This is a genomic window from Bifidobacterium avesanii (assembly GCF_009299475.1).
In the GTDB taxonomy this organism is placed as follows: domain Bacteria; phylum Actinomycetota; class Actinomycetes; order Actinomycetales; family Bifidobacteriaceae; genus Bifidobacterium; species Bifidobacterium avesanii.
The window spans coordinates 120793-136224 of the sequence record NZ_WBSN01000007.1 but is presented as its reverse complement, the minus strand read 5'-3'; the positions used below and the strand labels follow the sequence as shown (position 1 = coordinate 136224).

Genomic DNA, 15432 nt, shown 5'->3' with positions numbered 1-15432 from the left:
CCAACCCCCATCACCCCACTCTCATGGACCAGCCCGGCGCAAACCGGACGGGCGGGGATTGGACTGGCAATCAAAAAACTTGTCTAAACAAGCAGTACAAACACGCTCTTGAGTTCTCAAACCACGCACACATCAACACCTTGCATCAAATTCATGATTTTGAATCAGACCGCAGTGCTGAGCGGCAACAGATGGCTAATTTACACGAACCGGTTCATCTACGCAAATCGGCATACAAAGAAGAACCGCAAACCGTTGGAAACACAGCGAATCATCGGCGTGTCGGAACGGTCCGGCAACTTCCAATATCAAGCTTATCGCCGCCGGCATCACCGCTGGGTAAACGAATATGACGGGTCAGTGAACAATAGGCGAGGAACAATCGGCGAAACTTCCCAGAGCAACGGAACGCTGCCCCGGCGCCGCGCAAAGCGCGTATACCTATGGGTATGAGCAAGAAAATCGCAGTATTGACTGGCGCCGGCATCTCCACCTCGGCCGGCATTCCCGATTTCCGCGGCCCGGACGGCGTCTGGACCAAGCACCCCGACCAGATGAGCGTCTACGACATCGACGCGTTCCTCACCGACAAGGAGGCGCGCGAGTACTCATGGCGTTGGCAGAAGGAGTCGCCGGTGTGGAACGCGCAGCCCGGCGAGGCGCACAAGGCGCTGGCACGGCTGGAGCGGGCCGGCATGCTCACGCTGCTGGCCACGCAGAACTTCGACGCCCTGCACGAGAAGGCCGGCAACAGCGACGACGTGATCGTGAACCTGCACGGCACCATCGGCACCTCGCACTGCATGAAGTGCCACGCGAAGTACAACACGGCGGACATCATGGCGCGACTGGACGAGGAGCCGGACCCGCACTGCCACCGCAAGCTCAAGTACCGCGGCGACATGCCCTGCAACGGGCTCATCAAGACCGACGTGGTCTATTTCGGCGAAATGCTACCGGACGGGGCCATGGAGAAGTCGATGGCGCGCATCGCCAAGGCCGACGAGTTCTGGGTGATCGGCTCCACGCTCGAAGTGTTCCCGGCGGCGAGCCTGGTGCCGGTGGCCGCGCAGGACGGCGTGCCGATCACGATCATGAACATGGGCCGCACGCAGTACGACCGTCTGGCCACGCGTCTCATCCACGAGGACATCGCGACGGCGCTGCCGAAGCTCGTGGACGAGACGATCGCGGCGGAGCAATAACGGGCCGGCGTCGCAAACTTGTGATTCTCGCCCTCTGAGCGCCCGATTCGAAGGAATTCGACGGCTTCAGAGGGCGAAAATCACAAGTTTGTCGACAATGCCGGCAATGTCGGCAATGCCGGCACAGCCCGGTCAGTAGATGCGCTTGGGCTGGAATCCGGCCTCGCGCAGGGCCGCGAGGATGCGGTCGATGTGGTCGGGGCCGTTGGTCTCGACCGTGACGCCGAGGGACACCGCGTTGGTGTAGTGGCTGGACGCCTTGAACTGGTCGTGGTCCAGCTGGATGACGTTGGCGCGCTCCTTGGCGAGCAGGGTGGCGACCTTGACGAGCTGGCCGGGGGTGTCCGGCAGTTCGACCTCGAAGTTCATGATGCGCCCGCGGGCGATCATGCCCTTCTGGATCACCGCGCCCATGGTCACGGTGTCGATGTTGCCGCCGGACATGATCGGCACGACCACATGCGGCCCGGGGGCCGCGGCGAACTTGCGCGAACGCAGGTTGAGGTGCTCCAGCGCCGCGAGCGACACCGCGCCGGCGGCCTCCACGACGAGCTTGTGCTTCTCCAGCATGAGCAGGATCATCTCGTTGATGTCGCGCTCGGTGACGGTGACCAGATCGTCCAGGAACTCGTTGAGCAGCGCGTACGGCAGGTCGCCGGGGTGCTTGACGGCCACGCCCTCGGCGGAGGTGGACACCTGCTCGGCCTCGACCACGCGATGCGCGGCGAAGGAGTTCTTCCACGCGGGGGAGCCCTCCGGGATCGCGCCGATCACGCGCACCTCGGGCTTGAACGTCTTGATGGCGAGCGCCACGCCGGCGCCCAGACCGCCGCCTCCGAGCGGCACGACCACGTCGGTCACGTTCGGCACGTCCTCGAGGATCTCCAGGCCGATGGTGCCCTGGCCGCAGATGACCTCGTAGTCGTCGAACGGCGGCACGAAGATCATGCCCTGCTTCTCGCTGAGCTCCTGCGCGTACGCGGCGGCCTCGTCGAACACGTCGCCGTGCAGCACCACGTCGGCGCCGTACGCCTTGGTGGCGTCCACCTTGAGCGGGGGAGTGATCTGCGGCATGCAGATGGTCGCCTTGGCGCCGCGCTCACGGGCCGCATAGGCCACGCCCTGCGCGTGGTTGCCGGCGGACGCGGTGACGATGCCGCGGGCGAGCTCCTCGTCCGTGAGGGAGGCGATCTTGTTGTAGGCGCCGCGGATCTTGAAGGAGCCGGTCACCTGCAGGTTCTCGGGCTTGAGGAGAATCTCGTGCCCGGTCATCTCGGACAGCGCAGGGGAGGGGATGATGGCCGTGTGGCGGGCCGTGCCCTTGAGCCGCTGGGCCGCGAGCTTGAGCTCGGCGGCGTGGTCACGTTGCAATGCTTTGAGGACGTCTTTCTGCTCCATGCGGGCCATTGTAGGCGCGCGAGGCCGGGGGAGCGGGCTCGTGTCCATTTGCGGGGAAGACGTCATGCACACCGCCCGCCTGCCCGCATCATCCCGAACGAGGGCGAAGGGCCTTTCGGCTCGCGGCTCTCGCCCGGAACGACGAGGATCAGGCGCACGTCGGACCGGGAGCGCCGCCTACAGCCGTACCACGAAGCCCTGCCACGGGACGAGATGCCCGGAGGCGAGCGCGGTGACGGCCTCGGCGTCGGAGCCGGTGGCGATCACGACGCGGTCGACGGCGAGCGGGGACTCCGGCGAGTGGCCCTTCGACGGCAGCAGGGCGACCACGTCGGCGGGCAGGTCGGCGGGCTCCTTGGAGAGGTTCACGACCGTGAGCAGGCGATGCGCGCCGTCCCCGTCGTCCAGCGAGCGGGCGAAGGCGTACACCTGCGGATCGTCCGGGGCGAGAGGCGTCCAATCGCCGGCCGCGACGACGGGGTTCTCGTGCCGCAGGGCGATCAGGCGCTTGTAGAACGCGAACACCGAGTCGGGATCATGCACCTCGGCGGCCGCGTTGATGGACGTGCGGTTCGGATTGACGGCGATCCACGGCTCGGCGGGAGCGTCCGGCGCAGTGAATCCGGCGTAGCGCGAATCGTCCCACTGCATGGGCGTGCGCGCGTTGTCGCGGCTGCGGGCGGCGAGGCCGGCCATCATCGACTCGGCGCTCTGCACGCGGGCCTCCTCGACGCGCTGGCGGTAGGCGTTGAGCGATTCGAGGTCTCGGTACTGGGCCAGTGACGTGAAGTGCGCGTTGGTCATGCCGAGCTCCTCGCCCTGATAGACGTACGGAGTGCCGCGGTGCATGTGCAGCGTGAGCGCGAGGGCCTTGGCGGAGGCGACGCGCGATTCCTCGGTGGAGTCGTCGCCCCAGCGGGAGACCACGCGCGGCTGGTCGTGGTTGCCGTCGAACAGGGCGGTCCAACCGCGGTCCTTCACGGCATGCTGGTAGTCGGCCATGATGCGCTTGAGCGCCGGCAGATCGAGCGGGCGCGGCTTCCATTTGACGCCGTCGCAGTCGAAGTCCACGTGCTCGAACAGGAAGAGCATGTCCAGCTCGCCGTTGGCCGGATCGGTGATGTGCTCGTTGCGGGCGGGGCTGATGCCGGGCGCCTCGCCCACGGTCATGAAGCCGTCGCGGCCGTCGAACACCTCGCGGCGCATCTCGGCGAGGAACTCGTCCTGACGCGGGCCGTCGGCGCAGAACGGATTCGGGTTGGAGTAGCCCTCCTCGCCCACGGGCAGGTCGGGGATGAGCGAGCCGTCCTCGCCGGGCAGCTTGCCGTTGGCGTCGACCCGCTTGGAGATCAGGGTGATCACGTCCATGCGGAAGCCGTCCACGCCGCGGTCGAGCCACCAGTTCATCATGTCGTACACCGCGCGGCGCACGTCCGGGTTCTCCCAGTTGAGGTCGGGCTGCTTTTTGGAGAACTGGTGGAGGTAGTACTCGCCGCGTTCGGGATCGTACTGCCATGCGGAGCCGCCGAAGTAGGAGCCCCACTCGTTCGGTTCGGCGCCGGGCGTGCCGGGCGTCTTGCCGGGACGTGCGGGACGCCACCAGTACCAGTCGGCGTGCGGGTCGTCGGGATTGCGGGAGGCCTGGAACCACGCGTGCTCGTCGGAGGTGTGGTTGACCACCAGGTCCATCACGATCTTGATGCCGCGCTCGTGGGCCTTGGCGATGAGCTCGTCCATGTCCGCGAGGGTGCCGAAGAGCGGGTCGATGTCGCGGTAGTCGGAGATGTCGTAGCCGTTGTCGTCCTGCGGGGACTTGTAGACGGGGGAGAGCCACAGCACGTCCACGCCGAGGTCGGCGAGGTAGCCCAGTCGGGACGTGATGCCCTTGAGGTCGCCGAAGCCGTCGCCGTTGGTGTCCTGGAATGAGCGCGGGTAGATCTGGTAGACCACGGCGTTGGCCCACCACGGGTTCGGCGTGGCGCCGTTGGTGCGGACGGAATCGGGGATTGCTGTGCGCTGGGGTGTGGTCATGGGAACTCCTTTGGTCGCTGCGATCACGGATAACGCGTTGTTCGCCAGTATATCGAACCGGTTTGATATTGGGTGCGGCAAACGGACAGGGAGCGCCCACTCCCCGTCCAGATCGGATAAAACCCTTGGAAAATGGCCGATCCGAGCCCTCATGGACGGGGAGTGGGCGCTCCCTGTCCACAAAGAAGACAAAGAAGGCATGCCGTTAGGGGCGAAACCCGTTGCGGGGCCCCGGCCGAATCGTTATTCCGCCACGACCCGGAACAGGACGGCCTGCGCGGGGTGCAGCGACGGCGGACGGACGCCGTACCGTTCGAGCGCCTCACCGGTCATGCGCACGCCATCGGCGGTCCACCAGCCCAGCGCGCTCTGACCGTTGGCGATGCCCGCGGGGTTGGCGGGATCGGCCAGACCGAGGCAGGGGGCGAGCGGCGTGACGCGGTAGACGCGGGACGGATCCAGACCGGGCAGACGGACGGGCGCGGCGGGATAGGTCTGGCCGGTGGTGAGCTGCGTGAAGCGGTAGACGGCTTCCGCGCGGTCGGGGCGGACCACGCCGTCGAGACGCACGGCCGGATCGGCGTCGTCCCCATGCGCCACGGTCCCGCCCACGAACCAGTCGCGGTGACGCTTGTACTCATCCACCCACACGGCAAGCTCATCCAACGCCGCCTCGGGCTCCTTGAGCAGATTCCATTCGATGCCCATGTGACCGAAGAACGCCATGGCCATGCGCAGCTCCTGACTGGTGGCGCGATGCGTGGAGTGCGCTGGGGAGGCGCCCACATGCTCGCCGATCATCGCCGGCGGCACGAGCAGCGAGGTGTAGCGCTGGATGTCCGCGCGCTCGACCGGATCCACGCAGTCGGACGCCCAGATGCGGCTCGCGTATTCGAGGATGCCCAGATCCACGCGGCCGCCGCCGGACGAGCAGCTTTCGATCTCCAGTCCCGGATGGCTGCGGATGAGGTCGCGGAAGATGCGGTAGACGGCGAGCGTCTGCGCGTGCACGGCGGGCTTGCCGGTGCGCGGCGAGACGGCTTCGGTGACGAGCTTGTTGTGGTCCCACTTGATGTAGTCGATGCCGAGTTCGGAGACCAAGCCGTCCATCGCACCAAAGATGTAGGCGAACGCGTCCGGATTGGTGAGGTCGAGCACCTGCTGGCTGCGGCCCTGCATGGGCAGACGGCCGGGCGCGGGGGCGAGGATCCAGTCGGGATGCGCGCGGGCGGTGTCCGAATCGGGGTTGACCATCTCCGGCTCGAACCACAGGCCGAACTGCATGCCGAGGCCGTGCACGTAGTCGGCGAGCGCCTTGAGGGACTTGGGGCCGTCGGGCCACACGTCCTGCGCGATCTGCCAGTCGCCCAGACCGGAGGTGTCGTCGCGGCGGGAGCCGAACCAGCCGTCGTCCACCACGAAACGCTCCACGCCGGAAGCCGCGGCCTTGTCCGCGAGGGCCTTGAGGGTGTCGAAATCATGCTGGAAGTAGACGGCCTCCCACGTGTTGAGGATGACCGGGCGGCCGTGTGCGAACAGGCGCGGATGGCGGGAGCGCACGTACTCGTGGAAGCGCGCGGCGATCTCGTTGAGGCCGTCTCCGAAGGAGCCGTAGAGCCACGGGGTTTCGTAGGACTGCGCGGGCGGTGCGGATTGCACGGCGGCTTCGCCGCTTGGGCCGCCCAGCGTGATCTCGCCGCCGAACAGCGCCTCGCCGCCGCCGATGACGCCTTGCGTGTAGGGCAGACGCTCCGCGGACAGCTCCGAGTTGCCGCTCCACGCCACATGCACCGCGTACGCCTCGCCGTGCGTGAAGTCGAAACCGGGCACGCCCGCGGTGAGCAGCAGACTGGCGTCGAAGTCGGGGCGGCCGGCGAGTTGCGGCTTGGCGAACCGTCCCACGGTGAACGGCTGGCGCTGCGGGGAGCGTTCTCGCAGATGGTGACCGGTGGCGGTGAGGATCTCGGTGGCCGTGGCGGGCACGGGGAAGCCGAGCTCAACCTTGCCGATCTCAAGGGGTTCCGCGCCGCGATCGGCGCCGCGATCCGCGTGGTCGTCCCCGCCGCCGAACAGGTTGCGGACCGTGGCCCGCTGGCGCATGAGGCCGCCGGGGACGATCTGTGCCTGCCAGTCAAGGCCCACGCCCAGTTCGGCGTCTTCGGCGTGGACGATCACACCGGGCACTTCCGACGGGCCGGTGGTGCGCGTGCGGCCAGAGGCGTCCGTAACGGTCTGAGGACCGGTCGAGGAATCGAAGTCCACGGTGACGTCGACTGCGCCGGGGTCATCGTCACTGCCGCCGTCGGACAGCTCGATGCCGGTCACCGTGAATTTGGGGAAGATTTCAACGCCGCCGCGGCGCAGCACGAGGCGCGGTTCGCCGATCCAGCTCTCCGCCTGCGTGGGCATCACGGAAGGCCACGGGGTGCAATCCAGCGCGCCGGAGACCCGCTGGGGGTTGAGCGCGTCGTAGGCGTCGAGCAGCGTTTCCGGCGCGGCGAGCGGACGCCCCCAGTGGATGATGCGCGGCAGTTCGCCGCCGTGGAACGCCAGGCCGAGCGCCGCACCGGACTGCGGGTCGGCAAGATAGACGGCGGCGACGGGCTCGCCGTCATGCGCGGTACCGGTGAAACGGGAAACGATGGGATTGGTGTCGGCCATGCGGGACTCCTTCGTCGGTAGGATTTGCTCAACGCCGTTCAATGTCTGCTGCCGATTCCATCGTACGGGCTGCGGGCTTGAGTTGTCTCACCCGGGCGCGTTTCCCGGGGCGCGACGGCAAATCCATCAGCGGACGTCGCAGCTTGCTCTTCGTTCACTCGCGGTTTCCATCATTGTTGCGCGGCTACTCCGCCTTCCGAGGGCGGATCCGGGGCTTTGCGAACATCCACTCGGTCTTCCGAGGGCATCTCCGCGAGGACAACCGCTCATATTTCGCGTGGTGCGGGACGCAATTCCAACGTTTTGGATGAGTGCACAACGGCGATACGGCCCGAGCGATGCCCTCGGAAGGGCAAGTAGATGTCCGCGACATGCCAAATCTGCCCTAGGAAAGGCAAGTAGCGTCCAGCTTCACCGCCGGGCCGCAAAAAACTCGGCGAGGACGCGGGCGCAGTCGGATTCCAGCACGCCGCCGTACACTTCGGGCGCGTGACCGACGTGCGGGTCGCGGGGGATGTCCCACACCGAGCCGCATGCGCCGAGCTTAGCGTCCCACGCGCCGAAGACGATGCGGCCGACGTGGGTTTGCATGCATGCGCCGGCGCACATGGGACACGGTTCGAGCGTCACGACGAGCGTGCAGTCGGCGAGGTTCCAGTCGCCTCGGGATTGGGCCGCCTCGCGCATGGCGATGATTTCCGCATGGGCGAGCGGATCGCCGTGCGCCTCGCGGGTGTTGAAGCCGCGGCCGATCACCGCACCGGAAGCGTCCAGTACAAGCGCGCCGACCGGCACGTCCCCGGCATGCGCGGCGCGAGCGGCCAGTTCGAGCGCATCCCTCATGGCTTCGGCATTGGTCATCATGCCAGCCACGCTACCAGCTGGACGAACCATTCCCCTTTTGCCGACCGGCCGAGCGCATTCGTTCCAACCTACGTCCTTCTGCGCGCAGGTTGGAACGAACAACCGTAAAACCGGCCTTTCCAACGACCGGTTTGGTCCCATTCGTTCCAACCTGAGCCCATCCACACGCAGATTGGAACGAATGACCACAAAACCGACCTCTCAGACGACCGTTTCGGCTCTATTCGTTCCAATCTGCAATTCGCGGGGCGCAGGTTGGAACGAATGACGTGCAACAGTGAACGGAAGAGCGCAAACATGGCGAAGGGCGGCCTCCAAATGCATATTTGCATTCAGAGGCCGCCCTTCAAGTAGCCAGCCGAGTCAGTCGGCATGCACCTTATCAGTCACACAAGCGGAGCACGTCGACTGACGTGCGTGGAGACCGCCGTCCGAAGGCGAAGGCGTACAAAAGTACGTCGAGCCTGAGGAAAGGCGGCATACACGCCGTCAGTCGGCGAGCTGCGCAAGCGGGATTGCGCGTGCGTCCGCAAGGTGCGGGAGGCGAAGGCGTACGACGGTACGTCTAGTCTCCCGCAACGCGGATGACGCTCCGCAATCACGCAAGCGGACCGGTATGCCAGATCTTGTCGAGGTAATCCTGGATCGCGCGGTCGGAGCTGAAGTAACCGGAGTTGGCCACGTTGAGCAGGGCCTTGCGGTTCCACTCGAGCGGATCGCGGTAGAGGGCCTCGATCTCGCCCTGGATGTCGCAGTAGGCGGTGAAGTCGGCCAGGGTCATGAACCAGTCCTTGGTCAGCCAGTCGGCGACGAGCGGCGCGTAGGTGTTGCGGTCGCCGTTGGAGAAGGTGCCGTCCGCGACCATGTCGATGGCGGCCTTCAGGCGGGGATCGCGCTCGTAGTAGACGGCCGGGTGGTAGCCCTGCGCGTAGAGGGCGTCGACCTCGTCGACGGTCATGCCGAAGAGGAAGAAGTTCTCCGCGCCCACACGCTCGCGGATCTCGACGTTGGCGCCGTCCAGCGTACCGACGGTGAGCGCGCCGTTGAGGGCGAACTTCATGTTGCCGGTGCCGGAGGCCTCCTTGCCGGCCTGCGAGATCTGCTCGTCGAGGTCGGTGGCCGGGATGAGGTGCTGGGCGAGGCGCACGTTGTAGTTCCACGGGTAGTAGACGTGCAGCTTGCCCTTGATGTCCGGGTCGTTGTTGACGACGCGGGCCACGTTGTTGATGAGCTGGATGGTCATCTTGGCCAGGTAGTAGCCGGGGGCGGACTTGGCGCCGAAGATGACGGTGCGGGGGAGCACGTCGTCCACGGAGACCTTGCCGGACTTGATGTCGGCGTACTTGGCGATGAGGGCGAGGATCTTCAGGCTCTGGCGCTTGTACTCGTGCAGGCGCTTGATCATCGAGTTGAACATGGTGTTCGGATCGAGCTCGAAGCCGTACTCGCGCTTGGCATAGGCGGCGAAGTCCTCCTTGTTGGCCTGCTTGACGGCGGCGAACTTCTTGACGAACTCGTCGTCCTTGGCCAGCGGCTCGAGGCCCTTGAGCATCTCGAGGTCGCTCAGCCACTTGTCCGTGCCGAGGCCCTCGGTGATGAGGTTGGACAGGCGCGGGTTGGCGAGGCGGATGAAGCGACGCGGGGTGACGCCGTTGGTCACGTTGGTGAACTTGTCCGGGTAAAGGTCGGAGAAGTCGCGCAGGGTGACGTCCTTGAGCAGCTGGGAGTGCAGCTCGGCCACGCCGTTGACGTGGGAGCCGCCCGCGGTGGCGAGGTAGGCCATGCGGACCTTCGGGTTCTCCTCGTTGGTGACGATGCGCATGCGCTCGATCTTTTCCTTGTCGCGGGTCTTGCCCTTGAGCTCCTCGAGGAAGTGATCGTTGATCTCGTTGATGATCTCGAGATGACGCGGCAGCAGTTCGCCGATCAGGTCGGCCGGCCAGACCTCGAGCGCCTCCGGCAGCAGGGTGTGGCAGGTGTAGTTGAAGGTCTTGGTGGTGATGTCCCACGCGGTGGCCCAGTCGTAGCCGTACTCGTCGATGAGGACGCGCATGAGCTCCGGGATGCCGATGACCGGATGGGTGTCGTTGAGCTGGAAGGTGATCTTGTCCGGCAGCGTGGTGAGGTCCGGGTTGCTCTGGCCCGGGTAGAACACGCGGATGACGTCCTGGATGGACGCGGCCACGAAGAAGTACTGCTGCTCGAGGCGCAGGCGCTTGCCCTGCGGGGTGGAATCCTCCGGGTAGAGGATCTTGGAGATGTTCTCGGCCTCGACCTTGGGCTTGACGGCGTCCAGATACTCGGACTTGTTGAAGGTGAGCAGGTCGAACTCGTCGTAGGAACGGGCGGACCACAGGCGCAGGGTGTCCACGCGGCCGGAGGCGTAGCCCGGGACCATGTAGTCGACCGGGACGGCGCGCACGGACCAAGCCGGCTTCCAGACCTTGCGGCCGTTCTCCTCGACGACGGTGCCGCCGAAGGAGACCTTCTGGGAGCGGTTGTAGTCGACGTGGCCCCACGGCTCCTCGTTGGCGAGCCAGTATTCCGGCTTCTCGACCTGACGGCCCTCGGAGTCGAACTCCTGGCGGAAGATGCCGTAGCGGTACTGGATGCCGTAGCCGAAGGCGGGCACGCCCAGGGAGGCGAGGGAATCGACGTAGCAGGCGGCCAGACGGCCCAGACCACCGTTGCCGAGGGCCGGCTCGTACTCGGCGTCGACGACGGTCTGCGGGTCGAAGCCCAGGCTCTCGACGGCCTCGTCGAACTGGTCCAGCATGCCGGCGTTGAGCAGGGCGTTGCGCAGCTGCTTGCCGATCAGGAATTCGGCGGAAAGGTAGCCGACGGCCTTGGTCTTGCCGTTGACCATGTCCTGCTGGGTCTTGAACCACGCGTCCTGCAGGTAGTGGCGAACGACGAGGGAGGAAGCGACGTAGACGTCGGCGGGGGTGGCCTGCTCGGGGGTCACGCCCTGTCCGTACTTGAGCTGTTCGCGAATGCCGTCAGCAAACTCGGCAGTCGTGACAGGCGACTTGGGTGCAGTGATTTCGGTCATGTGATGACTCTCTTTCGTTGCAATATGTTCCAAGAGTAATTATGCCCTCGTTGAGGTGTCGGCAGACAAACGATGGAATGAACTCTACGTTACGCTGCGCAAACGTTCTCACTCTTAGTGATCAAGTGTAGCGACAAATCTTGGCAACACACCATATTTCACCTATGAAACCGTTGTCATTATGTAGTTTGCCTGCGCTCTTGCGGAATGCCCGGCGCCGAGCCGTCCGGGCGCTTCCGCCGCCGGTTCGCCGTGATGATGACCTCGCTTCGTCGCACAATGTCACTTATGACGGTACTACGGCAGCAGGATTTGAACAAAGGGCGCACGGCTTGGGAACGGTGGCGAGAGGCCGCGGCGGCGCTGATGAACGAGGGCGGCGACGGGGAACCGGGTGCGGGCAGGGCAGACAGGGCCGGCTTGGCGCACCGGCTGACGATCAGCCCCGATCTGCCGCGGCCGGTATGGGCGATGGCCGTGCGCTACTCGCTGTTCCTGCTGGAGTGGCGCGCGCCCGGCGAGGGCGTGGAGGTGCGCGTGGCCCCGTGGGGCGCGATCAAGATTCTGGACGGCCCGGCCTCGGATCCGCACAACCTCACCCCGCCGGACGTGATCGAGCTGGAGCCGGACGTGTGGCTGCGGCTGGCCGCGGGCGTAACCGCATGGTCCGAGGAGAAGGACGCCGGACGCATCACCGCCGTGGGCGAGCGCGACGATCTGAGCGACCTGCTGCCGCTTTGATGGGCCAGCACCGCAAAAGTTGCAGATTCGGGCGCGTAACGCACGGATTCGGCCGCCTATGCGACCGGTTCTGCAACTTTTGCGCCGTCGACGATCACTTCTTGGGCTTGAGGGCGCTCGGAATGGGCATGGGGATGGGCTTGTGCGGCTTCGGCACGGCCTTCACCTTCGGCATCTCCCCGCTCGTCGCCTTCGCGGCGGCCTCCGCGGCCCACTTGGCATACTCGTCCAGATCATCCGCGGTTTCGGGCGTGTCGGAGGTCTGCGAAGCGGCGTCCGCAGCACCGGCGGCGCGCTCCTGATCGGCTTCCTCGACGTCCGCGAACGGATCGAACGAACCGGTGCCGACCTCCTGCGAGCTGAGCTCCTTGGCGAGCTCGTCGTAATCGGTATCGGTTGTCAGGTACTTGAGCTTACGGGCAATTTTCTGCTGCTTTGCTTTCTGACGTCCGCGACCCATGTTGATCCCCTGACTTTACGATTCTCGAGTTTCGATCAATTCATCACAGAAGAGGATACCACCTGTTAGGTTGTCGGCTTGAACTTTTACCATAAAAGCGAACTTTTGTACCGTTCTTACACATAAACAAGGGGCAGTCGATGACTGACGAGCAGACCGAGACGCAGCTGACGGCGGCTGGAAACGAAATGAGCGCGAGCTTCCTGGCGGCGAAGAAGCGATCCGACGCGACGCTCGCCAAGCTGGAGGCCGAGCCGGGCAAGTTCACCATGCTCACCGGCGACCGTCCCACCGGCCGCCTGCATCTGGGCCACTACTTCGGCTCCATCAAGGAGCGCGTGGCCATGCAGAACCGCGGCGTGAATACGAACATCATCATCGCCGACTATCAGGTCATCACCGACCGCGACACCACCGAGCACATTCAGGACAACGTGCTCAACCTGGTGCTCGACTACATGGCCGCCGGCATCGACCCGAAGAAGACCATGATCTTCACGCACTCCGCCGTGCCGGCCGAGAACCAGCTCATGCTGCCGTTCCTCTCGCTCGTGACCGAGGCCGAGCTGCACCGCAACCCGACCGTGAAGTCCGAGATGGAGGCCTCCGGCCACGCGCTGACCGGCCTGCTGCTCACCTACCCGGTGCATCAGGCGTGCGACATCCTGTTCTGCAAGGCCAACGTGGTGCCGATCGGCAAGGACAACCTGCCGCACGTGGAGATCACCCGCACCATCGCCCGCCGCTTCAACGAGCGTTACGCCAAGAAGCACCCGGTGTTCCCGGAGCCGGCCGCCATCCTGTCCGACGCGCCGGAGATCCCGGGCCTCGACGGGCGCAAGATGAGCAAGTCCTACGGCAACTCGATCATGCTGGGCGCCACCGCCGAGGAGACCGCCAAGCTCATCAAGAAGAGCCCGACCGACTCCGAGCGCAGGATCACGTTCGACCCGATCGCCCGCCCGCAGGTCTCCGCCCTGCTCACCACCGCGGGCCTCGTGACCGGCCGCGACCCGAAGGACATCGCCGCCGAGATCGGCGACGCGGGCGCCGGCGCGCTCAAGGCGTACGTGATCGAGTCCGTGAACAACTTCCTCGCCCCGCACCGCGAGCGCCGCGCCGAGCTGGCCAAGGACATGGACACCGTGCGCGACATCCTCGAGGACGGCAACAAGCGCGCCAACGCGATCGCCGAGGAAACCCTCGACCAGGTGCGCGAGGCCATGGGCATGAAGTACTGAAGCGTTTCGCGACAACGGACTGAGGGGCGGTTGAGCCGGCATGGGTCCGGTTTGCCGCCCCTCGATCGTTATGGCGACAACAGCCCCCCCCGACCGGGGAGTTGGCTGCGCGACAGACGGCGTTCCGCATGGAAGCGACGATTTGGCCCGCGGGAACGCCGGGCCGAACGCGCAGGCTTGGTCATTGCCGCGCCTCTCGGCATCCCTCGGTATCTGTCGGCAAATAACTAACTCGTGATACTCTTAATCGTAAGTTAGTTAATATGGCGCGAGGGAAGGCAGGGGCCACCGATGTTCGTGGGGCGCAGGCACGAGCTGGACACGCTGGAACGTCTTTACCAAGGCACCGGGTTCGAGATGGTGGTGCTGTACGGGCGCAGACATGTGGGCAAGACCTTCCTCATCGATGAATTTGTGAAAAACAAGCGCGTGCTGTACTTTACGGCGCTGCAGCAAAGCGCCAAACTGAATCTCGCCGACTTCTCCAGAGCTGTCTGCGCTTTTTTCGACATGCCCGAATCAACCCCCGCCTTCGCCGGATGGACAGATGCCTTCTCGTTCGTTACGGAACGGGCCAAGGCCGACGGCAACAAGCAATTCGTGCTCGTATTCGACGAGTTTCCTTACGCCGCCGCTGCCGAACCGTCTCTCCCGTCGGCGCTGCAGATAGCCATTGACCACGGATTCCTCGGCACCAATGTCACCCTGATCCTATCGGGCAGCAACGAGGGATTCATGGAAAGCAAAGTGTTGGGACGGAAAAGCCCACTCTACGGCCGCCGGACCGCCCAGATCAGACTCCTGCCGTTCGACTATGCGGACGCGGCGGAATTCCTGCCGAACACCGAGCCGAAGGACCTGATCCGGTATTACACCACCTTTGGCGGAACACCGTATTATCTGGCTCGCCTCAGGGAGAATGACGGCTTTGAGAGCAATGTTCTGCGCCTGTGCTTCGACAGTCTCGGGGCACTGCGCGAGGAGCCGATCATGCTGCTGCGACAGGAGCTGCGCGAACCGGCGCTCTACTTTTCCATCCTGCAATCCATCGCCGGGGGCAATGCAACGCCGAAGCTCATCGCAGAGCATGCGGGGACGGATCCGGCTGTGATCAACCGATACCTGAAAACCCTGATCGAGCTGAAGCTCATCGAACGCAAAGTGCCGTTCGGAGACGACCCAAGCAAATCCCGCAAGGGCATGTACGACATCGCCGACCCGTTCTTCGCATACTGGTTCCGGTTCGTCGGCCGCAACGCCGGCATCATCGAGAGCGGGATCAGCGAAGCCGTGGCACGCAAACTGGCGTTCGGCCCGGCGTTCGACACCTACGTGGGCCAACAGTTCGAAACCGTCTGTCTGCAGTGGCTCATACGCAGCAATGCCGCGGGAAGGCTGCCGTTCATCGCCACGAAGTTCGGCAAATGGTGGGGCAACAACCCCATCGCCCATGAACAAACGGACATCGACGTCATCGCCGCGGATCCGTCCAGCCGGCAGATCGTGCTTGGGGAATGCAAATGGCGCAATGCGATCAATGAGACCAAAGTGCTCGCGCAGCTGAACGAACGCGTTGGACTGGTACCGGGGTATCCCGCGGATGGCACCCGGCTCATGCTGTTCACCAAGGAACCCGTCAGTGCGGCAACCGCCGTCAAATACACCGGGGATGGTCGCATGGCATTCGTCACGGCTGACGATCTGTATGGCAATAGGGTGTAGGCACGCATAGCAAAAAGCGGCGGTCCGACCTAGGGGAACCGGGCCGAACCACCGCTT

The 15432-nt window shown here is 65.1% G+C and carries 11 protein-coding genes; 5 read left to right on the top strand and 6 right to left on the bottom strand.

What is annotated here, in order from left to right; all coding sequences use genetic code 11:
* Positions 1–353, top strand: a 353-nt coding sequence (locus tag DSM100685_RS10850) for a hypothetical protein (protein ID WP_205730730.1), incomplete at its 5' end; no start/stop codon positions are given.
* Positions 354–449: 96 nt separating this feature from the next.
* Positions 450–1205 carry a Sir2 family NAD-dependent protein deacetylase gene (locus tag DSM100685_RS05555; protein WP_152350360.1) on the top strand — a complete coding sequence of 252 codons (756 nt, stop codon included), beginning with the start codon at positions 450–452 and terminating at the stop codon, positions 1203–1205.
* A gap of 132 nt (positions 1206–1337) precedes the next feature.
* Here the strand turns inward: DSM100685_RS05555 and ilvA are convergent, their stop codons facing one another.
* The 5 genes from ilvA to DSM100685_RS05530 form a co-directional block, all read right to left on the bottom strand.
* Entirely contained in the window at positions 1338–2603 is a 1266-nt protein-coding gene (gene ilvA, locus DSM100685_RS05550; protein WP_152350359.1) for a threonine ammonia-lyase, read from the bottom strand.
* Positions 2604–2780: 177 nt separating this feature from the next.
* On the bottom strand, positions 2781–4634 hold the full coding sequence (locus tag DSM100685_RS05545) for an alpha-glucosidase (protein ID WP_152350358.1): 1854 nt from the start codon (positions 4632–4634) through the stop codon (positions 2781–2783).
* A gap of 243 nt (positions 4635–4877) precedes the next feature.
* The gene (locus tag DSM100685_RS05540; protein WP_152350357.1) at positions 4878–7295 is read right to left on the bottom strand and encodes an alpha-galactosidase; all 2418 of its coding nucleotides are present in this window, start codon (positions 7293–7295) and stop codon (positions 4878–4880) included.
* Between the two features lie 411 nt (positions 7296–7706).
* Positions 7707–8156, bottom strand: a complete 450-nt coding sequence (locus tag DSM100685_RS05535) for a nucleoside deaminase (protein ID WP_152350368.1) — start codon at positions 8154–8156, stop codon at positions 7707–7709.
* 601 nt (positions 8157–8757) lie between these two features.
* Positions 8758–11211, bottom strand: a complete 2454-nt coding sequence (locus tag DSM100685_RS05530; RefSeq protein ID WP_152350356.1) for a glycogen/starch/alpha-glucan phosphorylase — start codon at positions 11209–11211, stop codon at positions 8758–8760.
* Positions 11212–11499: 288 nt separating this feature from the next.
* Here DSM100685_RS05530 and DSM100685_RS05525 point away from each other — a divergent pair, with 288 nt between their 5' ends.
* On the top strand, positions 11500–11952 hold the full coding sequence (locus DSM100685_RS05525; RefSeq protein ID WP_152350355.1) for a sterol carrier family protein: 453 nt from the start codon (positions 11500–11502) through the stop codon (positions 11950–11952).
* Between the two features lie 94 nt (positions 11953–12046).
* Here the strand turns inward: DSM100685_RS05525 and DSM100685_RS05520 are convergent, their stop codons facing one another.
* Complete coding sequence (locus tag DSM100685_RS05520; RefSeq protein WP_152350354.1) at positions 12047–12412, bottom strand: DUF3073 domain-containing protein; 366 nt, start codon at positions 12410–12412, stop codon at positions 12047–12049.
* 140 nt (positions 12413–12552) lie between these two features.
* Between DSM100685_RS05520 and trpS the strand changes: the two genes are divergently transcribed.
* Together trpS and DSM100685_RS05510 are read left to right on the top strand one after the other, a co-directional pair.
* Positions 12553–13653, top strand: a complete 1101-nt coding sequence (gene trpS / locus DSM100685_RS05515) for a tryptophan--tRNA ligase (RefSeq protein ID WP_152350353.1) — start codon at positions 12553–12555, stop codon at positions 13651–13653.
* A gap of 291 nt (positions 13654–13944) precedes the next feature.
* Positions 13945–15375: an ATP-binding protein gene (locus tag DSM100685_RS05510; protein WP_152350352.1), complete on the top strand. Its 1431-nt coding sequence runs from the start codon at positions 13945–13947 to the stop codon at positions 15373–15375.
* Positions 15376–15432 lie beyond the last annotated feature (57 nt).

What these genes read in the sequence shown, in the direction of transcription:
- DSM100685_RS05530 (WP_152350356.1), bottom strand. Translation starts at nt 11,211, where the DNA reads ATGACCGAAATCACTGCACCCAAGTCGCCTGTCACGACTGCCGAGTTT.
- DSM100685_RS05540 (WP_152350357.1), bottom strand. Translation starts at nt 7,295, where the DNA reads ATGGCCGACACCAATCCCATCGTTTCCCGTTTCACCGGTACCGCGCAT.
- trpS (WP_152350353.1), top strand. Translation starts at nt 12,553, where the DNA reads ATGACTGACGAGCAGACCGAGACGCAGCTGACGGCGGCTGGAAACGAA.
- ilvA (WP_152350359.1), bottom strand. Translation starts at nt 2,603, where the DNA reads ATGGAGCAGAAAGACGTCCTCAAAGCATTGCAACGTGACCACGCCGCC.
- DSM100685_RS05545 (WP_152350358.1), bottom strand. Translation starts at nt 4,634, where the DNA reads ATGACCACACCCCAGCGCACAGCAATCCCCGATTCCGTCCGCACCAAC.
- DSM100685_RS05525 (WP_152350355.1), top strand. Translation starts at nt 11,500, where the DNA reads ATGACGGTACTACGGCAGCAGGATTTGAACAAAGGGCGCACGGCTTGG.
- DSM100685_RS05510 (WP_152350352.1), top strand. Translation starts at nt 13,945, where the DNA reads ATGTTCGTGGGGCGCAGGCACGAGCTGGACACGCTGGAACGTCTTTAC.
- DSM100685_RS05520 (WP_152350354.1), bottom strand. Translation starts at nt 12,412, where the DNA reads ATGGGTCGCGGACGTCAGAAAGCAAAGCAGCAGAAAATTGCCCGTAAG.
- DSM100685_RS05535 (WP_152350368.1), bottom strand. Translation starts at nt 8,156, where the DNA reads ATGACCAATGCCGAAGCCATGAGGGATGCGCTCGAACTGGCCGCTCGC.
- DSM100685_RS05555 (WP_152350360.1), top strand. Translation starts at nt 450, where the DNA reads ATGAGCAAGAAAATCGCAGTATTGACTGGCGCCGGCATCTCCACCTCG.